Annotated in this window: 15 protein-coding genes, 2 tRNA genes and 1 other annotated feature; of the genes, 16 read left to right on the top strand and 1 reads right to left on the bottom strand. The window is 46.8% G+C overall.

Features of this window, described 5'->3' with window-relative positions; translation table 11 throughout:
- The first annotated feature begins 8 nt into the window (after positions 1-8).
- Positions 9-283 (top strand) — a binding site (T-box leader).
- Positions 284-1,202: 919 nt separating this feature from the next.
- Entirely contained in the window at positions 1,203-4,295 is a 3,093-nt protein-coding gene (ileS, locus tag NST58_RS24920) for an isoleucine--tRNA ligase (protein WP_339248798.1), read from the top strand.
- A gap of 329 nt (positions 4,296-4,624) precedes the next feature.
- Positions 4,625-4,921, top strand: coding sequence for a DUF5665 domain-containing protein (locus tag NST58_RS24915; RefSeq protein ID WP_051491300.1), 297 nt, complete (start codon positions 4,625-4,627; stop codon positions 4,919-4,921).
- Positions 4,922-5,013: 92 nt separating this feature from the next.
- Here the strand turns inward: NST58_RS24915 and NST58_RS24910 are convergent, their stop codons facing one another.
- The gene (locus NST58_RS24910; protein WP_076098553.1) at positions 5,014-5,736 is read right to left on the bottom strand and encodes a TraR/DksA C4-type zinc finger protein; all 723 of its coding nucleotides are present in this window, start codon (positions 5,734-5,736) and stop codon (positions 5,014-5,016) included.
- Positions 5,737-5,982: 246 nt separating this feature from the next.
- Here NST58_RS24910 and lspA point away from each other — a divergent pair, with 246 nt between their 5' ends.
- The 14 genes from lspA (at position 5,983) to NST58_RS24840 (ending at position 22,686) form a co-directional block, all read left to right on the top strand.
- Positions 5,983-6,495: a signal peptidase II gene (gene lspA, locus NST58_RS24905; RefSeq protein ID WP_036683603.1), complete on the top strand. Its 513-nt coding sequence runs from the start codon at positions 5,983-5,985 to the stop codon at positions 6,493-6,495.
- Positions 6,488-7,459 carry an RluA family pseudouridine synthase gene (locus tag NST58_RS24900; RefSeq protein ID WP_076192046.1) on the top strand — a complete coding sequence of 324 codons (972 nt, stop codon included), beginning with the start codon at positions 6,488-6,490 and terminating at the stop codon, positions 7,457-7,459. The genes lspA and NST58_RS24900 overlap by 8 nt, the downstream gene beginning before the upstream one ends.
- Before the next feature lie 205 nt (positions 7,460-7,664).
- Positions 7,665-8,918: an LL-diaminopimelate aminotransferase gene (locus NST58_RS24895; protein WP_076098555.1), complete on the top strand. Its 1,254-nt coding sequence runs from the start codon at positions 7,665-7,667 to the stop codon at positions 8,916-8,918.
- Positions 8,919-9,758: 840 nt separating this feature from the next.
- A complete protein-coding gene (gene pyrR / locus NST58_RS24890) occupies positions 9,759-10,322 on the top strand; it encodes a bifunctional pyr operon transcriptional regulator/uracil phosphoribosyltransferase PyrR (protein ID WP_036683379.1) in 564 nt (187 codons plus the stop codon).
- Positions 10,323-10,326: 4 nt separating this feature from the next.
- Positions 10,327-11,232, top strand: a complete 906-nt coding sequence (locus tag NST58_RS24885; protein ID WP_036683376.1) for an aspartate carbamoyltransferase catalytic subunit — start codon at positions 10,327-10,329, stop codon at positions 11,230-11,232.
- Between the two features lie 109 nt (positions 11,233-11,341).
- Positions 11,342-12,625, top strand: a complete 1,284-nt coding sequence (locus tag NST58_RS24880; protein WP_339244504.1) for a dihydroorotase — start codon at positions 11,342-11,344, stop codon at positions 12,623-12,625.
- A 115-nt stretch (positions 12,626-12,740) separates the two neighbouring features.
- Positions 12,741-13,922 (top strand): glutamine-hydrolyzing carbamoyl-phosphate synthase small subunit, encoded by a 1,182-nt coding sequence (gene carA, locus NST58_RS24875; RefSeq protein WP_051491286.1) that lies wholly within the window; start codon positions 12,741-12,743, stop codon positions 13,920-13,922.
- 1 nt (position 13,923) lies between these two features.
- Positions 13,924-17,151 (top strand): carbamoyl-phosphate synthase large subunit, encoded by a 3,228-nt coding sequence (gene carB / locus NST58_RS24870; RefSeq protein WP_339244502.1) that lies wholly within the window; start codon positions 13,924-13,926, stop codon positions 17,149-17,151.
- A 111-nt stretch (positions 17,152-17,262) separates the two neighbouring features.
- A complete protein-coding gene (gene pyrF / locus NST58_RS24865; RefSeq protein WP_076185241.1) occupies positions 17,263-18,009 on the top strand; it encodes an orotidine-5'-phosphate decarboxylase in 747 nt (248 codons plus the stop codon).
- Positions 18,006-18,644 (top strand): orotate phosphoribosyltransferase, encoded by a 639-nt coding sequence (pyrE, locus tag NST58_RS24860; protein ID WP_076128834.1) that lies wholly within the window; start codon positions 18,006-18,008, stop codon positions 18,642-18,644. Before pyrF ends, pyrE begins: the two co-directional genes overlap by 4 nt.
- Positions 18,645-20,644: 2,000 nt before the next feature.
- Positions 20,645-22,132, top strand: coding sequence for an extracellular solute-binding protein (locus NST58_RS24855; protein ID WP_339244499.1), 1,488 nt, complete (start codon positions 20,645-20,647; stop codon positions 22,130-22,132).
- 112 nt (positions 22,133-22,244) lie between these two features.
- Positions 22,245-22,409 (top strand): hypothetical protein, encoded by a 165-nt coding sequence (locus tag NST58_RS24850; RefSeq protein ID WP_167347621.1) that lies wholly within the window; start codon positions 22,245-22,247, stop codon positions 22,407-22,409.
- An 82-nt stretch (positions 22,410-22,491) separates the two neighbouring features.
- Positions 22,492-22,568, top strand: a tRNA-Met gene (locus NST58_RS24845).
- A 44-nt stretch (positions 22,569-22,612) separates the two neighbouring features.
- Positions 22,613-22,686: transfer RNA gene (locus tag NST58_RS24840), tRNA-Ile, on the top strand.
- The last annotated feature ends 285 nt before the right edge of the window (positions 22,687-22,971 follow it).

Below are 22,971 nucleotides of genomic sequence, written 5' to 3'. Positions count from 1 at the left end.
ATGTTTATATGTATTCGATGACGGGACAAGTACGACAAGGTAACGTTCTCCAGAGAGTCGGCGATTGCTGCGAGCCGATTGTTCGAACCCTGCCGGAAGATCTTCCCCTAGAAGTTAAGCTGAAGCGTTGATCGTGCGTAAGCCTAACCGTCTGCCGGACGTTACACCGGACCTGTGCACAAGATTTACGCGCAGGACTGAGATTGTGCTGAATACACTCCCCTTAAGGATGTGCTCATGCGCAGAATTAGGGTGGTATCGCGAGCGTCGTCTCGCCCCTTTGGGGGTGGGATGACGCTTATTTTGTTGTTCCGGGGCGGCCATCCCCCTAAATCCCCCTTTCTAAGGGGGACCCCAAGGGCTGCTGCCCTCTGGACACCCGCAAAGTAAAGCCTCGTGCAAACTAGGTACGGTGGTGGAAACGAACGGATTCATGTGGCTGAAGGAGCGGCCCTTCTTAGGCTCCCCTGGCGGGTTCGCCTGCGGGGCCTTTACGGCAAGAGCGGTGAGCGACCAGCTGCGCAAGGTCGCCCATTGGCGCCCCGAGCGATTGCTGCCCTGCGGGAACGCGGCTCGGGAGCCCGGGCAAGAGCGGTGAGCGCCCAGCTGCGCAAGGTCGCGTATGGCGCCCCGAGCGATTGCTGCCCTGCGGGATCGCGGCTCGGGAGCCCGGGCAAGAGCGGTGAGCGACCAGCTGCGCAAGGTCGCGTATGGCGCCCCGAGCGATTGCTGCCCTGCGGGATCGCAGCTCGGGAGCCAGGGCAAGAGCGGTGCGACCAGCTGCGCAAGGTCGCGAAAATGGCGCCCCGAGCAATTGCTGCCCTAACGGGATCGCGGCTCGGGAGCCAGGGCAAGAGCGGTGCGAACAGCTGCGCAAGGTCGCGTATGGCGCCCCGAGCGATTGCTGCCCTGCGGGATCGCAGCTCGGGAGCCAGGGCAAGAGCGGTGAGCGACCAGCTGCGCAAGGTCGCCCATTGGCGCCCCGAGCAATTGCTGCCCTGCGGGAACGCGGCTCGGGAGCCAGGGCAAGAGTGGTGAGCGACCAGCTGCGCAAGGTCGCGTATAGCGCCCCGAGCGATTGCTGCCCTGCGGGATCGCGGCTCGGGAGCCAGGGCAAGAGCGGTGAGCGACCAGCTGCGCAAGGATCGCCCAAAGATCGAAAAGAGCTTTATAGACTAATCCATGAAAGGATTGACCATCACATGCAAAAAGTAGATGTCAGAGAAAAGGCGCGGGCAAGAGATGTCCGCATATTAAAGAAATGGAGCGATGAAAATACGTTCCGCAAGTCCATGGAGAACCGTGAGGGACGTCCAAACTATGTATTCTATGAAGGTCCGCCAACAGCAAACGGTGCGCCGCATATCGGACACGTGCTGGGACGGGTAATCAAGGATTTCATCGGTCGTTACCAGACAATGAAAGGTTACCGCGTGGTACGTAAAGCAGGCTGGGATACACACGGTCTGCCAGTAGAACTAGGCGTACAAAAGAAGCTTGGCATCTCCGGTAAACAAGAGATCGAGGAATATGGCGTAGAAAAATTCATCCAGGAATGTAAAGACAGCGTCTTTGGTTATGAGAAGCAATGGCGTGAATTTACAGAAGCGATTGGATACTGGACAGATCTAGATAATCCTTACGTAACCTTGGATAACACCTATATCGAAAGTGTATGGAACATCTTGGCTACAGTGCATGAGAACGGGTTGCTTTACCGCGGACACCGTGTTAGCCCGTATTGCCCGAGCTGCCAGACTACACTAAGCTCGCATGAAGTTGCTCAAGGCTACAAAACCGTTAAGGATCTCAGTGCAACCGCGAAGTTCAAGCTGGATGACAGCGGAGACTACGTATTGGCTTGGACGACAACACCTTGGACCTTGCCAGCCCATATGGCGCTAGCTATGAACCCGGACATGGATTATGTACGTGTGCAACAAGAAGATGGTGTGTACATCGTTGCTAAAAACTTGGTCGAAGAAGTAATGAAAGGCGAGCACACAGTCCTTTCTACACATAAAGGTTCCGAGTTTATCGGTAAAACTTACGCACCTCCATTCGGATATATTAAGGCAGAGAAAAGCAATGTTATCGTAGGCGCTTCTTTCGTTACAGATTCCAGTGGTACAGGGATCGTACACATGGCACCAGCACATGGTGAAGATGACTACAAGACTTGCCGTGAGAATGGCATCAGCTTCGTAAATGTGGTTGATAATTCCGGTAAGTATACGGATGTAGTCTCTGATTTTGCGGGACGTTTTGTTAAGGATTGCGATCTGGATATCATTAAGGTTTTGTCTGAAAAAGGATTGCTTTACGGTAAAGAGAAATACGAGCACAGCTATCCGTTCTGCTGGCGTTGTGATACACCACTTTTGTATTACGCAACAGACAGTTGGTTCATCAACACTACAGCGATCAAAGATCAGCTGATTGCTAACAACAACAGTGTAACTTGGTACCCTGAGCATGTACGAGAAGGCCGTTTCGGGAAGTTCTTGGATGAACTGGTTGACTGGAATATCAGCCGTAACCGTTATTGGGGTACACCCCTCAATGTCTGGGTATGTCAAGAAACGGGCAAAGAGTTTGCACCACACAGCATTGAAGAGCTAAGAGCGATGGCGATTGGTGATGTTCCGGAAGATATCGAGCTGCATAAACCTTTCGTGGATAAGATCAAGCTGCGCAGTCCGTTTAGCGAAGGTGCAGAGATGGTTCGTACATCGGAAGTGATCGACGTATGGTTCGACAGTGGCTCGATGCCTTTTGCACAAAGCCATTATCCGTTTGAGAATGAGGATAAGCTGAATGATCAGTATCCGGCAGATATGATCTGTGAAGGGATCGACCAGACCCGTGGATGGTTCTATAGCTTGCTTGCAGTATCCACCTTGTTCAAGGGTAAAGCACCTTATAAAGCGGTAATTGCTACAGGCCATATCCTCGATGAGAATGGTCAAAAAATGTCCAAATCCAAGGGCAATGTTATTGATCCTTGGGAAATCATGAATGAGTATGGTACGGATGCTTTCCGTTGGGCTATTTTGTCCGACAGTGCACCGTGGAATAATAAACGTTTCTCGCGTGGTCTTGTAGGTGAGACGAAATCTAAAGTAGTGGATACGCTGGTAAATACACATGCCTTCTTGACGCTGTATGCGGGCATTGATGGTTACGATCCAGCCGATCATCCTTTTAAAGTATCAAAACATAAGCTGGACCGCTGGATTCTGTCCCGTCTGAACAGCTTGATTCTTTTGGTGGATAAAGGACTTGCGGTAAATGACTTCGTGAATACATCTAGAGCTATTGAGAACTTTGTGGATGAGCTGAGTAACTGGTATATCCGTCGTTCCCGTGACCGTTTCTGGGGGAGTGGCCTAGGTGAAGATAAACTGGATGCTTACCGTACGTTGACTCATGTGCTTTTGGCGACAGCAACTTTGATGGCTCCATTTACACCGATGTTGTCCGAAGATATCTTCACGAACCTTGGCGGCGGAGAAAGTGTGCATTTGGCAGACTACCCGGTTGCTGACGAGAACTTGATCGATAAAGAGCTGGAAGAGGATATGGAAAGTGCAAGACAGATCGTTGAGTTGGCGCGTAACGTACGTAACGAAACAGGCATTAAGAATCGTCAACCGCTGTCCGAGCTGATCGTTTCGATGAACCGCGACTTCCATTTGGCTGAGTATGAAGAGATCATCAAAGATGAGATCAACATCAAGAACATCGTGCTGGAGAACAGTGACAGCGGATTTGTTGATTTCACACTCAAGCTGAATCTTAAGGTAGCCGGTAAAAAATACGGTAAAAATGTAGGCTTCCTGCAAGGCTTCCTGAAAGGTCTCGACAGTGATTCTACCCGCAAAGCGGTACAGGACGGTAAAATTGCAATTGCGACACCTGAAGGTGAAGAGCTTGTAATCACTTCTGAAGAGCTGCTTGTTGAAAAACAAGCCAAAGCAGGTTTCGCCGCAGCTTCCGGATATGGAGTTACGGTTGCGCTCAATACCGAAATCACGCCTGAGCTTGAACAAGAAGGCTGGGTTCGTGAGATCATTCGTGCGGTTCAAGATTACCGTAAACGTCTGGATCTGCCGATCGAGAAACGGATCGCACTCACTTTGAAGTTAGATGATGAGCTAAAAGCAGCTGTTACAGCATTTGACAATGTATTGCGAGACAATGTTCTTGTGACTACGGTTGATTTTGATGGAGAACATGCTTTTGAGACGGTAGAAGTCGGTGATAAATCCATCGGTATCCATATCGAAGCATAATTCTGCATTACCTGTCCCAAAACAGCATATACTAGCGGCATAAGTGTAAACGGAGATCTTCCGTTTATGCGGGAAATATAGTCTTTATATTTCGGCGCAAAACTAACGAGTCCCGAGCTTAAGGAGATGAATTCTCTTTGGCCGGGCTCGTTTACTTTGTAGCGAAGGAAAGACATATGAGAGGAGCCGTAGCTGTGGAGGGAAATAAGAGGAGAATCTCCATTAAGACATCCGGCAATAAGAATAACCCAGACAAGGAAAAGGAGAATAAGGCTTTTCCTGAAGTTAATCCTGAGTATCTAACAGCAGATCCGCGTAATCCCGAGGATATTCCGCTGGAAGAAAAAATGAATACGATGTACCGTTTGACCTTTGAGTGGGCTCATATTTTGGAAAAATCCCGAATTTATCAATATACGGATCTGCTATATTCACCTTGGCGGTTGATTTGGAGAAATATTTTATTTGGAGCAGCTCGGGGAGTTGGGATTGCACTGGGTTTTACTTTTTTTGCGGCAACGATTATTTATATCCTTCAGGGACTAGGCGCGCTCAATCTACCGATCATTGGTGATTATATTGCGGATATTGTGCGGATCGTACAACGTCAGCTAGAGTTCAAATAGTCATCGAAACGTTAAGATTAAAAACAGCGAACCATTCCTCAAAACTGGAACAGTACGCTGTTTAAATGTTTTTGTATAGGGGACATTTGTGTTTAGTCTTCGTCGAGAGGATCTAGGCTATGAGTTGCCTCGTCACTGTCCAAATAACGCTGGTAGCTCCGTCCCGGCACTACAATTAGATTGTTGCCCGTGATATCAGTGGCGATAAAGTTCTCCCAAGGCTCTACGCAGCCTTCCAGCTCATCGGCTTCAATCTCCATATCATTATAAGAATCAATATTGTTGCCCTCCGCCATGGCGGGAGAATTCGAGGTACCCCAGCTTTCTACAATCTGCCAGGCATCCTCGCCGTCAAAACCGTTTTGATCGTCGCGCTCATCCAGACTGGTGCGTCCAAAAGGTGGAGATAACAGCTCCTCTTCTACTGGTCGAGTGAAAGGTGCGTTTTGCCGCGGGTTGTGCTCTTTACAATAAAGTGTGGAAGGGATGGCAGATAAACGTTCAAAAGGGATCGGCTCACCACTAGCCTTGCATATCCCATAGGTGCCATTATCCATAGCAGATAAAGCAGCTTCAATATCGTCCAGCTCATGCTCGTCCCGCTCTAACAGTGAAATGTCCATGGAGCGATTATACAAATCGGTGGCTGCATCTCCTGGATGGTTGTCATTCTCGGAAAGTTCTCCGGAGCCATCCCGCATGGATTCATCTAAGCCGTAATGTTCATTATTCTGAAGCCTGTGCTGAATCGTATCCCGATCTTTTTCCAATCGTGCGCGTAGCTCTGAGAGCTGCTGTACTGTCAGGTGCGTCATAATGAGAAAGCTCCTTTCTGTACCTTTTATAAGAATCATTCCGACTTGCCGGATAACACCGGATGGTTCTTCTGTTAGGTTGACCGGAGAGCAGGGATTTTAGCGCTGGAAAATAGTCCCCAAGATTGAACTTAGCGGATGTCCCGCAATAGACGATTCTTTAAGGGCTGTGCTACAATATACAAGTCTTTAAACAGTATTCGTACCGCATTTAGCGGGAAAAATAAGAACGGAGTGACAACTTCTGTGGTGTACTATTTGATTGCTCTTATTGTATTTTTGGTGGATCAAGGGACAAAGTATCTCATTGCTACACGTCTGGAGATCGGAGAACAGATTTCTGTTATCGGAGATTTTTTCCTGATTACCTCTCATCGCAATCGCGGGGCTGCTTTTGGGATTCTCGAAGGTCAGCAATGGTTCTTCTTTCTAGTTACGGTTGTAGTGGTTAGTGGTATCGTTTGGTATTTGAACAAGACTAGACACTCGCGGAAGCTGTTATCTGTTGCCCTAGGGCTTGTACTGGGTGGAGCTATCGGTAACTTCCTGGACCGGATAATCAATGGTGAGGTTGTTGATTTCCTTCTGTTCAATTTTGGGAGCTATAGCTTCCCGATTTTTAACGTGGCGGATTCTTGTATTGTCATTGGGGTTGGATTGATTCTTCTGGATTCTTTTCGTGACCTTAAGAATGGCGAAGAAATTACGGAAATAAAAGAAGTGAAAGAAGCAAAGGAAGTAAGAGAAGGGAATGAATGATTTGAATAAAGACGTCAATCACCAAGCGGCATCTACGAGCGAAGAAGAGAGGGACGTCACGGAATGGACCGTTTCGGCAGAGAACGCGCGGGAGCGAATCGATAAATATATTACGGAATCATGGGAAGAAGAAATTTCCCGTTCTCAGGTGCAGCTGTGGATCAGCGGCGGTAACGTTACGGTTAATGGCAAGCCAGTGAAAGCCAACTATAAGTTATCGGAAGGCGACGTGGTTAGCGTTGTTGTCCCTGAAGCAGAAGTAACGGATTTGATCGCGGAGAACATTCCTCTTGAAGTTGTATATGAAGACAGCGATGTCATTGTGATTAATAAACCCCGGGGCATGGTTGTGCACCCAGCTGCGGGACATCCGTCAGGCACCTTAGTAAATGCGCTGATGTATCACTGTAAGGATCTGTCCGGCATTAACGGTGAGATTCGTCCAGGTATTGTCCATCGGATCGATAAGGATACCTCTGGTCTTATCATGGTGGCTAAGAATGATGCCAGTCATGCCTCGCTTGCCGCACAGCTTAAAGAGCATAGTGTTACGCGCCGATATATTGCAGTCGTACACGGCAACTTGTCGCATGATAAGGGAACTGTTGACGCACCGATTGGCAGAGATCCACATGATCGCAAGCTATACACAGTAACCGAAAAGAACAGCAAGAAATCCGTAACCCATTTTACAGTAATGGAACGTTTCGGAGATTGTACACTGCTGGAGCTGCAGCTGGAGACTGGCCGCACGCATCAAATCAGGGTACATATGAAGTTCATTGGCCATCCACTTGTAGGTGATCCGATATATGGACGCAGCAAGGGCACTACGATGAATGGACAAGCGTTGCATGCGGCGGTGCTTGGATTTGTTCATCCTACCACAGGTGAATATAAAGAATTCAGCAGACCTATTCCAGAGGATATGGAAGAAGTGCTGTTCACACTACGCAGCAGATAAGTACAAATGAAGTGATAATTAGTCTATGGTATTGAACACTACTTTACGGCATATTTAAAAACATAAGGATAAAGAAAGGGTAATGCCTTATTCTTTATCCTTATTTTTATAATGAAACGGATATCCGGAAACATACGCCATCCAAGGGACGGCGAAGCCGTTTCTTTTAAAAGTAGAATAGATATTCAGGAGATGAGATGACAGTATGAGTATTGAACAATACCAAGATAGCTTCATTCAGACTAATTTTGCAGACCGCATCGGCGGTGCCAATTATGGCAAAGACACTTCGATTTATAAATTCGAGAAAATCAAACGTGCTAAAGCATCCGCAAAACAGGATTTTCCTAACATTGAACTAATTGATATGGGCGTAGGCGAGCCGGATGAGATGGCTGATGCGGGTATCGTAGCTAAGCTTGCTGAAGAAGCAGCGAAGGAAGAAAACCGTGGATATGCGGACAATGGAATTGCCGAATTCAAGACTGCTGCTGCTGAATATTTGCGGGAAGTTTTCCGGGTGGAAGGAATTGATCCAGACACGGAGGTAGTTCACTCCATCGGATCGAAGCCTGCGCTGGCTATGTTGCCATCTTGTTTCATCAATCCAGGTGATATCACGATTATGACCGTGCCGGGTTATCCAGTCTTGGGTACACATACTAAATATTTGGGTGGACAAGTATTTACAGTGGAGCTGAAGAAGGAGAACAAATTCCTTCCAGATCTGAATGAAATTCCGGAAGACATTGCTCGTAAAGCTAAGCTTCTTTATCTAAACTATCCAAACAATCCAACGGGCGCTAGTGCCACTCCTGAGTTTTTTGCTGAGGTCGTTGCATGGGCGAAAAAATACGATGTAGTGGTTATCCATGACGCACCTTATGCTGCCTTGACCTATGACGGTTTGAAGCCACTTAGCTTCCTCTCCGTTCCAGGTGCAAAGGATGTGGGTGTAGAGCTGCATTCTCTTTCTAAGTCTTACAATATGACGGGCTGGAGAATTGGTTTTGTGGCTGGTAATCCGCTAGTGGTTAAAGCCTTCAGCGATGTGAAGGATAACAACGATTCCGGCCAATTTATCGCGATTCAAAAAGCAGCGGCTTATGGTCTTGCTCATCCGGAGATTACTGAAGCGATTGCGGATAAATACTCCCGTCGTCACAACCTGCTGGTTGATGCACTGAACAGCCTCGGCTTTAAAGCTGAGAAGCCAAAAGGCTCTTTCTTCCTGTATGTCGCTGCACCTAAGGGAATCAAAGACGGCCGTCGCTTTGAATCCGGTGAAGATTTCTCCCAATTCCTGATTCGTGAGAAGCTGATCTCCACTGTGCCTTGGGATGATGCAGGCCCGTTTGTTCGTTTCTCCGTTACCTTTATTGCTAAAGGTGAAGAGGAAGAGAGACGTGTCATCTCTGAAATTCAAAGACGTCTTAGTGATGTGGAATTTGAGTTTTAAGCATTGTTATTGAAATTAATGAGGCTGTCCCAAAAGTAGTGAATTCTACTTGGGGGCAGCTTCTTTTTTATGGAATAGGAAATGTTGTAGATGTTACTGTGCCGTATGACTATATGCCACGTGTTGTGTTCTGTGTTTGTGAGAAGTAAAGAGTGGGTTTTAAACTAATTAGGGAAAAACTCCCTGAAATTAGCCGATCTTCGCTCTAAATGTACGAAATCAGGGAAAAACTCCCTAATAATTAGGTGGTTTTCTATATTAATCACTGAATCGGCCAACAATTAGGGAAGTTATCCCTAATAACAAGTCTGATGAACAGAAATCACTGAATTTCAGGGAGAAATTCCTTAATTACTATATAAGTACCTCACCGATTGCATCATTTTCAGCATTACTAGGTGCGCCTTTTGAATCATTTGGACATTAAGTAGTGTTAAGAACATAAACGAGGCTGTCCAAAAAGCGATGAAAGGCTATTTGGGACCAGCATCGTTTTTTATGCAGATATACTGAGTACCGCTTCCCCCTTGTTGTTAATAGAAGTAAGGAAGAGAAGTGCAAAAGTTTAGGCAGAGAAAGTTGACATGAGGGGGTTGTTCTGTCATAATTCTTGTTAAATGAATAGCGCCTTTAATTCAGTCCTGTGAGGCTGGCAAGGTAACGTGAATCGAGGTTCGCGACTCTTAGAAAGGTATCCGTGTGTAAATACGGAACTGTCTTTTTATGCGCGCGGCCGTCATCTTCCTCATCTGCGGATTTCACTCCTTGCCTGTTATAGGCAAGGAGTTTTTTGATTTCCGGGAACTTGAATAGGCGAACAAGCTGGAGGGTGACAAGATTATGGTTACTGAGAAAAATGTCATTATGGATGAAACGGCGATCCGCCGGGCCTTATCGCGTATTGCTCATGAGATTTTGGAGAAGAACAAAGGTATCGAGAATTGTCTGCTGGTCGGCATTCGGACACGAGGTGTGTATCTGGCACAGCGTATCGCTGAGCGCATCAAGGAGATTGAAGGCGTCGAGATTCCATACGGTGAGCTGGATATCACACATTACCGGGATGACCGTGAAGTGGAAGGCAGTGAAGCAGTAGTGAAGAGCAACGTCGTTATTACTTCAGGAAGTGCTGGCATCCATGATCAGAAAGTCATTTTGTTCGATGATGTACTTTACACCGGACGCACCATCCGCGCGGCGATGGACGCTTTGATGGATTGCGGACGCCCACGAATGATTCAACTGGCAGTACTGGCTGACCGCGGACACCGCGAGCTGCCGATCCGGCCGGACTACATCGGTAAGAATGTACCTACCTCAAAGCACGAGCAGATTGAAGTGGCGCTGAAGGAATACGACGGCAAAGATGAGGTCTACATTATTTCAAACCGGGAGGAACGATAACATCATGACACTTACCAAGGTAAAGGAACGTAGTCTGCTGGGAATCAAAGAGCTTGACCGGTCGGAAATTATCCAACTGCTTGACAGAACAGCATTTTGGGACAATCAAAGTGAAAAGCTAACGCCCATCTTGAACTCCCATTTTATTTCTAACATGTTTTTTGAGAACAGCACACGCACACGCTTCTCTTTCGAGATGGCAGAGAAACGACTAGGTGCGCAAGTACTTAATTTTACGGCTGCAGCTTCTAGTGTAGAAAAAGGGGAGTCGATCTACGATACAGTGCGCACACTGGAATCGATGGGGATCGATGCCGGAGTTGTGCGTTTGAAGCCTGCAGGTGTGCTGCAGCAGTTAGCTGAGAAGGTGTCCATACCGCTTATCAATGCGGGCGACGGCAACAATGAACATCCTACGCAGGCACTGCTTGATTTATACACCATGACCAAAACCTTTGGGGAACTAAAGGGTCTGACAGTCTCCATCATTGGGGACATTATGCATAGCCGCGTAGCGCGCTCTAATCTCTGGGGGCTTACGAAAATGGGAGCCAAGGTGCAGTTCTGCGCACCGGATAATATGAAGGCTCCTGAGCTTATGGAGTATGCGCCTTACGTAACTATGGAAGAAGCTCTTAAAGCGGATGTAGTAATGATGCTTCGAGTACAGCTTGAGCGCCATACTTCCGGCATTAAGCTGTCTGCTGAAGATTACCGTAGCCACTATGGTCTAACAGAAGAGCGGGCAGCTAAGCTGGCCAAAGACACAATCATTATGCATCCAGCTCCGGTTAACCGGAATCTAGAGATTGATGATGCAGTAGTTGAGTGCAGTCAATCGCGGATTTTCCCGCAAATGTCTAATGGCGTACCGGTCCGGATGGCGGTTCTCGAAAGAGCTTTACTATAAGCTTACAGAATGCTAACGTATAGAGACTAATAAATATACACAAAGATGAATTTTTATTATATAATAACGAGAGGGCCCGCAGCTGTGATCTGAGGGTAAAGGTAGAATCATGACAGTGATTATTAGAAACGCCAGCGTATTGAATAAGGAAGGCTTGCTTGAGCGCAAACACATCGAACTTCAGGAGGGTGTGATCTCGGCTATAATCGACGGAAATGAAGCTATCGGAGAAGCCACGGAGATCATTGATGCTGAAGGTAAGCTGCTCATTCCGGGACTCATTGATATGCATGTGCACTTGCGTGAACCGGGATTTGAACACAAGGAAACAGTGGAAACCGGAAGTCGCTCAGCTGCTAAAGGCGGATTTACAACCATTGCATGTATGCCAAATACTCGTCCGGTGACAGATAGCCCGGAGATCGTGCAATTTGTGAAAGACAAGGCGCGTGAAGCAGGACTAGTTAAAGTGCTTCCTTATGCAGCCATTACGAAAAATGAGCTCGGACGTGAGTTGACGGATTTTGCGGCGCTCAAAGAAGCTGGAGCTATTGGTTATACAGACGACGGTGTGGGCGTACAAAGTGCTCAAATGATGAAAGATGCAATGAACATCGCAGCATCGCTCGATATGCCAGTCATTGCCCACTGCGAAGATAATTCACTGGTTGAAGGCTGCTGTGTAGCTGAAGGTGAGTTCGCTAAGAAGCATGGCCTCAAAGGAATTCCGAATGAGTCAGAAGCGATCCATGTTGGACGCGATATTTTGCTGGCAGAAGCGACAGGCGTTCATTACCATGTATGCCATGTCAGTACTGAACAGTCGGTGCGGCTGATTCGCCAAGCAAAAGAGATCGGCATTAAAGTAACTGCTGAGGTATGTCCGCATCACTTGCTTCTTGCTGAAGACGATATTCCAGGCCTGGATGCCAATTGGAAAATGAACCCGCCGCTGCGCTCCAGCCGCGATGTTGAAGCGTGTATCGAAGGGTTGCTTGATGGCACACTAGATATGATTGTTACAGATCATGCGCCACATAGTGAGGAAGAGAAAGCTAAAGGAATGCAGCTGGCACCTTTTGGTATCGTTGGATTCGAGACAGCTTTCCCACTCTTATACACGGCGTTTGTAGAAACCGGAAAATGGGATTTATCCTTACTTGTACAAAGAATGACTGCCGATCCTGCACGGGTATTCAGATTGAACACCGGGGTTATGGAGATCGGAGCTCCTGCAGATTTGACACTGATCGATCTGGAGCAGGAAAAAGAAGTAGACCCAAGTTCCTTCGCAAGCAAAGGACGTAACACTCCTTTTGGCGGCTGGAAGCTTAAGGGTTGGCCAGTAAAAACTTGGGTGGACGGCAAAGCCGTATGGACTGAGAAAAACTAGCGGACTGGTGAGGCGAAATTGCTGATCTTTACAGATCAGCAATTTGAGCGCGTACACTCCGGAAGGCATGCAAGGCATACGTATCAGACTACAGAACATGAAGGAGTGGAAGGGAATGCAGGCGAGATTGCTGCTTCAAGACGGAACTTTATTTACAGGTACCGCATTTGGCGCTGAAGGTGAAAAGACAGGCGAGGTTGTTTTTAACACAGGAATTACAGGATATCAAGAGGTGCTGTCTGACCCTTCATATTGCGGACAAATCGTTACCATGACGTACCCATTGATCGGGAACTACGGGATTACGCGGGATGATTTCGAATCTGTTCGACCTTTCGTACACGGTTTTGTAGTGCGTCGTCATGAAGAAGTTCCAAGTAACTGGCGCGCAGAATACAGTGTGGACGACCTGCTGAAAGAATATGATATTCCTGGAATCAGCGAGATTGATACCCGGATGTTGACGCGGATTATTCGCCACTACGGAACAATGAAGGCGATCCTGACTACCTCTAACAAACGTGTAGAGGAATTGATGGAAATGATGGGCGACACCTCAATTGAAGAATTGCGCAATCAGGTAGCTCGCACATCTACTCCAAGCATGTACAATAGCCCAGGAACTAAAGAACGCATCGTGCTTGTAGATTACGGTGCGAAGGCTGGTATCTTGCGCGAGTTGAACAATCGCGGTTGTGACGTTGTAGTTGTACCTCATGACGTAACCGCTGATGAGATTCGTCGCCTCAATCCAGATGGTATCCAGCTGTCCAACGGCCCTGGGGACCCGAAAGACGTCCCACACGCAGTGAAGACGATCTCGGAATTGCTTGGTGAATACCCAATCTTCGGCATCTGCTTAGGTCACCAGCTGTTTGCACTGGCTTGTGGCGCGGATACAGAGAAGCTGAAATTCGGGCACCGTGGCGGTAACCATCCGGTTAAAGAATTGGAGAGCGGACGTTGCTTCATTACTTCTCAGAACCATGGCTACACAGTGAATGAAGATTCTGTGAAGAGCACGGATCTAGAAGTTACTCACATTAATAATAATGATAAGACCGTTGAAGGACTTAAACATACCCGTTACCCTGCATTTTCAGTACAGTACCATCCAGAAGCAGCACCGGGACCTCATGATAGCAGCTATTTATTCGATCGTTTCTTACAGATGATCGCTGACCATAAAGCTAACACACCTGTAAGCTCGCGCCAGGCGCAGCTTGCGGCAAACGCCAGAATCACGGCGCCAAAACCTACAGTAAAACAGCTTGAAGCCGTGAAAGGAGCTCTATAACATGCCTAAGAATGAAAAGCTTAAAAAAATATTAGTAATTGGTTCTGGACCGATTGTTATCGGGCAAGCCGCAGAATTTGACTACGCCGGAACTCAGGCCTGTCAGGCCCTGAAAGAAGAAGGCGTGGAAGTTGTGCTGATCAACAGTAACCCGGCGACTATCATGACTGACACCAATATGGCTGATAAAGTTTATATCGAGCCGATTACCCTTGAATTCGTAACTGGCATCATCCGCCAGGAGCGCCCGGATGGCTTGTTGCCAACTTTGGGAGGACAGACAGGTCTTAATATGGCTGTAGAATTGGCTCGTGCAGGAGTACTAGAACAAGAGAATGTTAAGCTTCTAGGTACCCAGCTTGAATCCATTGAAAAAGCAGAGGATCGCGATTTGTTCCGCGATTTGATGCGCGAACTGGAACAGCCTGTACCAGAGAGCACTATTATTACCACAGTAGATGAAGCGATGAAATTCGCTGAGGAAATTGGTTTCCCACTGATTGTACGCCCAGCCTATACGCTTGGCGGCACCGGCGGCGGGATCTGCGACAACGAAGAAGAGCTGCTTGAGACTGTCAAAGCAGGTATTCGTTATAGTCCAATCGGACAATGTTTGGTGGAGAAAAGCATTGCCGGCATGAAGGAAGTTGAATACGAGGTTATGCGTGATGCGAATGACAACTGTATCGTTGTCTGCAACATGGAGAACTTTGACCCGGTAGGTGTGCATACGGGTGATAGTATCGTTGTGGCACCTAGCCAAACGTTATCCGATCGTGAATATCAAATGCTGCGCAGCGCTTCACTCAAAATCATTCGTGCGCTGAATATCGAGGGTGGCTGCAACGTGCAGTTCGCACTGGATCCGCAAAGCTATCAATATTATGTAATCGAAGTAAATCCACGTGTCAGCCGCTCTTCGGCTTTGGCTTCGAAAGCAACCGGTTATCCGATTGCCAAAATGGCTGCCAAAATCGCACTTGGTTACACACTCGATGAAATCGTCAATCCAGTTACTGGACAGACCTATGCTTGCTTCGAGCCTACACTTGACTATATCGTAAGCAAAATCCCACGCTGGCCGTTCGACAAGTTCATTCATGCGAACCGTAAGCTGGGCACACAAATGAAAGCAACTGGAGAAGTTATGGCCATCGGTCGTACCTTTGAAGAGTCCATTCATAAAGCAATTCGTTCCCTGGAAATCGGTGTACACCGTTTCCGTCTGCCGGGCGCTGAGGATCTGGAAGAAAGCGTCCTGCGTGAACGTCTGGCAAAACCTGATGATGAGCGGTTGTTCTTGATCGCTGAAGCTTTCCGCCGCGGATTTGGCTTGCAAGAGATTCAAGACATTACTAACGTAGACTGGTGGTTCCTGTCCAAAATCGAGGGACTGATCAACTTTGAAGAGGTCATCCGTGGGGATGAAAGCTTATCAGAAGAAACCTTGTATCAGGCTAAACGCAAAGGTTTTACAGACCGTGCGATTGCTGAGATACGTGCAGAAGGACTAGCGAACGGTAAATACACCAAAGAAGCTGATGTACGCGCGCTTCGTTTAGAGCGAGGATTAACGCCTGTATTCAAAATGGTAGATACCTGTGCAGCTGAGTTCGAAGCTTCTACACCTTACTACTACTCTACTTATGAGACTGAAAATGAGGTCATTCATTCCGATAAACAAAAGGTTATCGTGCTTGGATCGGGTCCAATCCGGATCGGCCAAGGGATTGAGTTCGATTACTCCACTGTGCATGCAGTGTGGGCGATTCAGAAGGCAGGTTATGAAGCAGTTATTATCAATAATAACCCTGAGACTGTATCTACGGATTTTAATACTTCGGACCGGTTGTATTTCGAACCGTTATTCTTTGAAGATGTAATGAACGTAATTGCGCAAGAGAATCCGATTGGGGTTATCGTACAGTTCGGAGGCCAAACAGCCATTAACCTTGCTGCACCACTAAGTGCGGCTGGCGTTAAGATTCTCGGAACTAGCCTAGACAGTATTGACGAAGCTGAAGACCGGAAGAAATTCGAAGCTTTGTTGGCTCGTCTGGATATTGCCCAACCAAAAGGAAAGACGGTTATCAACGTAGATCAAGCAGTAGAAACTGCACAATCGCTTGGGTATCCGGTGCTGGTACGTCCTTCCTATGTACTGGGTGGACGCGCAATGGAAATTGTATATAATGATGCGGAATTGCTTAGCTACATGGTAGAAGCGGTTAAGGTAAATCCGGAGCATCCGGTATTGATTGACCGTTACATGTTAGGTAAAGAGGTTGAGGTAGACGCAATTTGTGACGGTGAGACGGTAGTTATTCCAGGGATCATGGAGCATGTTGAGCGTGCAGGCGTTCACTCCGGTGACTCCATCGCTGTATATCCTCCGCAATATCTGGATGAAGGTCTGAAAGCAAAAATTGCTGAGATCACAATCAAGATTGCTAAGGAACTGAAAACGATTGGTCTGGTCAACATCCAGTTCGTTATCTATCAAAATGAAGTGTACGTAATTGAAGTAAATCCACGTTCATCGCGTACGGTTCCATTCTTGAGTAAAGTAACTGGAATTCCAATGGCGCATCTGGCAACCAAAATCATTCTCGGCGGCAAGCTGAAAGATGACGGTTATACAGAAGGTCTATGGCCGGAAAGTGATTATGTATCGGTTAAAGTGCCGGTGTTCTCTTTTGCCAAGCTGCGTAGAGTAGAACCAACGCTCGGACCTGAAATGAAATCGACGGGTGAGGTTATGGGCCGCGATAAATTGTATGCAAAAGCTTTGTATAAAGGTCTAATCGGAGCAGGAATGAAAATTCCAGCAACCGGCGCTATCATCGTTACAGTGGCAGATAAAGATAAAGCAGAAGCTGTAGAGCTTATGAAAGGCTTCCACTCGCTGGGTTACAAGATCATTGCTACCGGAGGCACCGCTCAAGCGCTTGAAGAAGCAGGTCTCAACGTAATGAACGTAAACAAGCTGGATGAAGGTGCGCCGAACATTCTCGACTTGATTCGTGGTGGGCAAGCCAACTTCGTCTTTAATACACTGACTAAAGGGAAAACACCAGAGCGTGATGGATTCCGTATCCGTCGTGAAGCGGTTGAGAATGGCGTCGTATGTATGACATCACTTGATACAGTAACGGCACTGCTCAGAATGCTGCAGACGATCAACTTCTCGTCACAGTCCATGCCTGCTTTTGTCGGACAATTAAACTAATCTCATAAAGATGTATAGGGCGGTTTGCGTTTACGCAGACCGTTCCGCTATGCCTAGGGGCTAATAAATGAAGAGTGTGGATTTAAGTCTGCACTGGATGGGAGAACGGTTATGGGACAGGGAGATGCAAAGTGGAATGAAATGGCGAATCGCTTGATGATCGCCTTAGATTACCCTGATGTTGCTGGGGCAAGAACCTTGATTGACAAGCTGGAAGGGATTCCTTGTTATATGAAAGTGGGAATGCAGCTTTTTTATGCAGCGGGACCGGAATTCATTAATGAACTGAAATCTCGGGGGTATTCTGTATTTGCAGATGTCAAAATGCATGATATTCCTAACACGGTAAAAGGCGGGGCAGAAAGCCTTACGAACCTCGGTGTGGATATGTTTAACGTACATGCCGCAGGAGGCTCAGCGATGATGGCTGCTGCCCGGGAAGGCGCTGCTTCAGTAGTTAATGCGAATGCTGCGCTTAAAATGCCTTTGATTATCGCAGTTACACAGCTGACCAGCACGAGCCAAGAAGTGATGAATAACGAAATTGGAATCGCAGGAGAAGTAGAAGATACTGTGGTCAGATACGCTAAGCTGGCAGCCGCTGCAGGTCTGGATGGGGTAGTGGCTTCACCGCAAGAGTCTTCAGCGATCGCAGAGGCTTGTGGGCCCGCATTTTGTACAGTTACACCTGGTATCCGGCCAGCAGGTGCATCCCTAGGTGACCAGTCCCGGGTGATGACGCCGGGCAAAGCCATTCAGCAAGGCAGCCACTTTCTGGTGGTGGGCCGTCCTGTTACAACTGCGGCTGATCCACGTCAAGCAGCACTAAATATTATTGAGGAGATGACCCTAGCATGAGTACATTAAATAGAAGTGAACAAGTAGCAAGTTATCTGCTTACGATAGGAGCAGTGGCACTGCGTCCGCAGGAGCCTTTTACCTGGACCTCTGGTATTAAATCCCCGATCTATTGCGATAACCGTCTGACTATGGCTTACCCAGAGGTACGTAACTATATTGCTGATGCCTTCGCTGAGCTTATTAAAAGCCAGTATCCAGACGCAGAGGTGATCGCAGGTACAGCAACCGCAGGCATTCCTCACGCAGCTTGGGTAGCTGATAAACTTAATCTGCCAATGGCTTATATCCGCGATAAAGCTAAAGGTCACGGCAAGCAGAACCAGATCGAAGGACTGATTAAGCCGGGGCAAAAGGTAGTCGTTATCGAAGACCTGATCTCCACTGGCGGAAGCTCCATCAAAGCAGCTCAAGCTGTGCAAGAAGCAGGCGCAGAAGCGTTGGCTGTATTGGCAATCTTCAGCTACGAGCTGGACCGTGCGGTGGATGCTTTTGCCGCAGCTGAAATGCCATTACAAAGCTTATCCAACTACAGCACATTGATTGATGTGGCTCTTACACAAGGCAAGATCGCAGCTACAGATGTGGAACTGCTGAAATCTTGGAGAAAAGATCCTTCCGCATTTGGCGTTTAAACTAAATATCTGATTATAGTTTGGACGGGCCTCTCACTTTTTGGTGGGAGGCTTTTCTTTTTAACTACATTGAGTGTAATAAAAAGGAAAGCGTAAAGCGCACTCAGCTGTGTAGTTGCATGAAGTATGCTGCTATTTATTGCAAAAAGATGCAATGATCCAGCCGCGGCAGGTGTAAACTCTGGCGCTCTGGATTCTGAAACTCTGCTGTTATGCGCTAACGCTCTATGCTCTGGCTCTGAACACTCTGATACTCTGCTGCTATGCGCTAACGCTCTGCGCTCTGAACGCTCTGACACTCTGCTGCTATGCGCTGTCGCTCTACGCTCTGAACGCTCTGACACCCGGGGATGCCATCGCAATGTCGTCTCAAACGCCGAATAGTTGCAGTTTGTGCACTTAAACTAATCTTCCTTAGAGGATCTGTCGATATAGTTGCACTTTGTGCAATTACATCCGCCAGAAATCCGCCGAAAGCACCTAATAACGTTTTTTAACTGCACATAGTGCAATTAAAAGGAGAAGCACAACACACTCCGCTTTAATAGTTGCACAAAGTGCAATTATCCTGCGTAGAAGGGGCGATTTGTGCCGGTCACATGAAATGTAGCAGGTTAGTCAGTAGGTTAGTTAGTAGGGAAGGCGAATGCTGTATTGGTAAAAGGAAAAGTAGAGTGGAGAGTAGGGTTTTGGTGTTTGCCTTTACATTCACTTACATTTACAATCAATTTCTGACACTTGGCTGACCTGCGCTCTGTCGTTCTGGTATATTGCGCTCTGACACTCGGGATTCTGAAACTCTGCTGCTATGCGCTGTCGCTCTATGCTCTGGCACTCTGACACTCTGGAATACTATACTCTGCCCCGGTGATTCCATCGCGCTGTCGTCTCAAGCGCCGAATAGTTGCAGTTTGTGCACTTAAACTAACCTTCCTTAGAGGATCTGGCGATATAGTTGTACTTTGTACAATTACATCCGCCAGAAATCCGCCGAAAGCACCTAATAACGTTTTTTAACTGCACAAAGTGCAATTAAAAGGAGAAGCACAGCACACTCCGCTTTAATAGTTGCACATAGTGCAATTATCCTGCCGTAGAAGGGGCGATTTGTGCCGGTCACAGGAAAGGTGCGGGTTAGTTAGTAGGTTAGTTAGTAGGGAAGACGAATGCTGTATTGGTAAAAGGAAACGTAGAGTGGAGAGTAGAGTTTTGGTGTTTGGATTTACATTTACATTTACATTTACATATACATTTACATATACATTCACGTTGTGATACTTGGCTGACCTGCGCTCTGTCGCTCTGGTATATTGCGCTCTGACACTCGGGATTCTGAAACTCTGCTGCTATGCTGCTATGCGCTGTCGCTCTATGCTCTGGCACTCTGCTACTCTGCTGCTATGCGCTGTCGCTCTATGCTCTGGCACTCTGCTACTCTGCTGCTATGCGCTGTCGCTCTATGCTCTGGCACTCTGCTACTCTGCTGCTCTGCGCTATCGCTCTGCGCTATCGCTCTGCGCTCTGAACGCTCTGAAACTCTGCTGCTATGCGCTATCGCTCTACGCTCTGAACGCTCTGACACCCGGTGATTCCATCGCAATGTCGTCTCAAACGCCGAATAGTTGCAGTTTGTGCACTTAAACTAACCTTCCTTAGAGGATCTGGCGATATAGTTGCACTTTGTGCAATTACATCCACCAGATAACCGCCGAAAGCACCTAATAACGTTTTTTAACTGCACATAGTGCAATTAAAAGGAGAAGCACAACACACTCAGCTGTAATAGTTGCACAAAGTGCAATTATCCTGCGTAGAAGGGCATTTCAGTATCCTCAGGAAACTCGCGGAACGTTTTTTATAGAAATAATATGAAGAAATCGTAGCATAACTTTAAACAGCCTGTAACTTCCCCTCCTGAATAAAGCTATATACTGTTACTAGAATTATGGGTAATTATTCATAAGGTGGATGGATTGAGTATTTTATGGGAGGGTTCAAGAATGAATCATATAAATAATAATAGAAGGCTATGGCGGCGCTGGTTAAGCTTTGGAATATGTGCAGCACTCCTATTGCCTTTAATTTCTGAAAGCAGGCATACAGCCTGGGCGGAGGCTTCTAAGCCATCTGCAGAACAGCGCGTGTTACGTATTGGCAGCCTTTGGTCTGGAGAGGACGATTCTTCTTTTCGTCAGCAGTTTACAGATATGTATGAATTGCAGCATCCTGAAATCAAACTTGAGATTATTCCAGCCATTAATATGAATGAGCTTCGTTTTGACAGCACGTATCCAGAGGTTAACCCAGATAATCTGGAGAATATCCGAGCAATTATGGGCGGTGCACAGCCGGTTGATGTAATCGTCGGTGATAGTACATTGGTGAAGAGTTTGGAGGAACATAATCTGGTGCAATCGCTGGAGCCGCTTATCGCACGAGATCAATATGATTTAAGCAATATGGCGCCTACGATGCTAAGTGGAGTTCGTGAGCTGGGTGGAGGAAGTCTTTACGCGTTAGCACCGACCTTTATGTCGAGTGCGTTATATTTTAACAAAGGTATTTTTGATGCTGCTGGTGTAGGTTATCCGACAGATGGAATGACTTGGGATGAAATGTTCGCGCTGGCCGAAAAGGTGACCAAGAAATCGACAAATAAAGATAAGCGTATATATGGCTTTTCTATGAACCGTTATATGAGCGATCCTTTCTGGGATATGCAGACCTATGTCTCACCGCTTGAGCTTGCTATGTATGACAACAAGGGACATAAAATGGAGGTAAATCAAACACAGTGGAGTCAAGCTTGGACGACCTACAGCCAATTGGTGAAAAAGCAAATTACACCTGGGTTAAACGGTATGGATTTTATAGAAACAGAACGGAGCTCCTATAGTCCTGTCCAAGGGGATCTTTTCCTTACCGGAAAAGCTGCAATGGTAATTGGAGAATACGATTATCTTAATGAGCTTACAGGTGTGAGCCGCAATGCAGCAAAGATCAAAAATTATAATCCTGTCGATTGGGGTTTCGTTACCGTACCTACTTTTAAGGAGAAACCAGGAGTGGCTGTAGGTACTTGGGTAGGTAATATGATGGCTATCAACACTATGGCTGCTAATAAGGAAGATGCGTGGGATTTAATCAAGTTCGTCAACAGTAATGAAGTAGCCAAAATTAAAGCCCATACCCGCGGGGAACTAACTTCCCGTAAGGATTACATTACCACGAAAGTACCTTCAGTAAATCTGGAGTCCTTCTATACGCTCAAACCATTACCAGCCAATGATCCTTTGATGAACGTCCTACAAACACAGAAGCCTGGAATTAGCCGTGTTAATGATGTTGGGCGCCAACTGTTCACAGAAGTTTATCAGGGCAAGAGAACGGTCGAGAGTGCACTTAAAGCTTGGGAGAAGCAAGGGAATACGATGCTGGGTACGCTCGAAAAAGATCCCACATATTATTTTGACTCCATAGGGGATTGAGTTTTGGAATATGTAGCAGCCACCGGATTTCCGGTGGCTTATTTTGTGGAACTTGGGCATGATAAGTTCAGAGCAGCGTAAGATTAATTTGCGAAAAGGAGAAGAGGGCATCATGAATTGGATATACTTCGCGAAACTGTTCAGAACGAGATTTCAAGCAGGCTGTTTGGCAAAAAGACTGGAGCAAGATGGCTGGATTTATGGCTATCATGACCCAAGTTTTGTGGAGATTTATCGATCCCGCAAAGGAAGATATGGGGTTAGATTTTTGCCTTGAGAACTTTTACAAATTCATCCTTGACGTAGACCCATTTTGTACTGTATATTATTTATTGTCGCTGTTTGAATATTATTTCTGACGCGGGGTGGAGCAGCCCGGTAGCTCGTCGGGCTCATAACCCGAAGGTCGCAGGTTCAAATCCTGCCCCCGCAACCAATTTTATTACAACAGCAATTGTACATTCGGATATTTTTAGATCCGGGCCCTTAGCTCAGTTGGTTAGAGCGGTCGGCTCATAACCGATTGGTCGGGGGTTCGAGTCCCTCAGGGCCCACTTATCAAAAACCCTTACTTTGTAAGGGTTTTTTGCTGTCTGTAGGCTTTGTGATATTAAGAAAATAGAATGGATAAAGACCAGGATTTTGAGCTTGCTAACGGATTTGCTAACGGAAATTATTTCACTGGTCGTGGAATCTTTTTTTTGACGCCTGCTTTACGTACTAGTACGTTCATACCTTCAGTAATTCGTTTTGGTTTTGTATAACTTTTTGCCAAGGTAGCAACATACTAAATCATTATCCTTATATGAGTCTCCATATTTTTTAATAAGCCTCAATTT

The sequence above is a fragment of the Paenibacillus sp. FSL R10-2796 genome (genome assembly GCF_037965315.1).
Taxonomy (GTDB): domain Bacteria; phylum Bacillota; class Bacilli; order Paenibacillales; family Paenibacillaceae; genus Paenibacillus_AQ; species Paenibacillus_AQ odorifer.
This window is presented reverse-complemented; position numbering and strand designations above follow the sequence as displayed.

Coding starts and splice junctions, on each gene's coding strand:
- pyrF (WP_076185241.1), top strand. CDS start 17,263: ATGGGACAGGGAGATGCAAAGTGGAATGAAATGGCGAATCGCTTGATG.
- ileS (WP_339248798.1), top strand. CDS start 1,203: ATGCAAAAAGTAGATGTCAGAGAAAAGGCGCGGGCAAGAGATGTCCGC.
- NST58_RS24855 (WP_339244499.1), top strand. CDS start 20,645: ATGAATCATATAAATAATAATAGAAGGCTATGGCGGCGCTGGTTAAGC.
- NST58_RS24910 (WP_076098553.1), bottom strand. CDS start 5,736: ATGACGCACCTGACAGTACAGCAGCTCTCAGAGCTACGCGCACGATTG.
- NST58_RS24895 (WP_076098555.1), top strand. CDS start 7,665: ATGAGTATTGAACAATACCAAGATAGCTTCATTCAGACTAATTTTGCA.
- NST58_RS24900 (WP_076192046.1), top strand. CDS start 6,488: ATGAATGATTTGAATAAAGACGTCAATCACCAAGCGGCATCTACGAGC.
- pyrE (WP_076128834.1), top strand. CDS start 18,006: ATGAGTACATTAAATAGAAGTGAACAAGTAGCAAGTTATCTGCTTACG.
- NST58_RS24850 (WP_167347621.1), top strand. CDS start 22,245: ATGAATTGGATATACTTCGCGAAACTGTTCAGAACGAGATTTCAAGCA.
- carB (WP_339244502.1), top strand. CDS start 13,924: ATGCCTAAGAATGAAAAGCTTAAAAAAATATTAGTAATTGGTTCTGGA.
- carA (WP_051491286.1), top strand. CDS start 12,741: ATGCAGGCGAGATTGCTGCTTCAAGACGGAACTTTATTTACAGGTACC.
- pyrR (WP_036683379.1), top strand. CDS start 9,759: ATGGTTACTGAGAAAAATGTCATTATGGATGAAACGGCGATCCGCCGG.
- NST58_RS24880 (WP_339244504.1), top strand. CDS start 11,342: ATGACAGTGATTATTAGAAACGCCAGCGTATTGAATAAGGAAGGCTTG.
- NST58_RS24885 (WP_036683376.1), top strand. CDS start 10,327: ATGACACTTACCAAGGTAAAGGAACGTAGTCTGCTGGGAATCAAAGAG.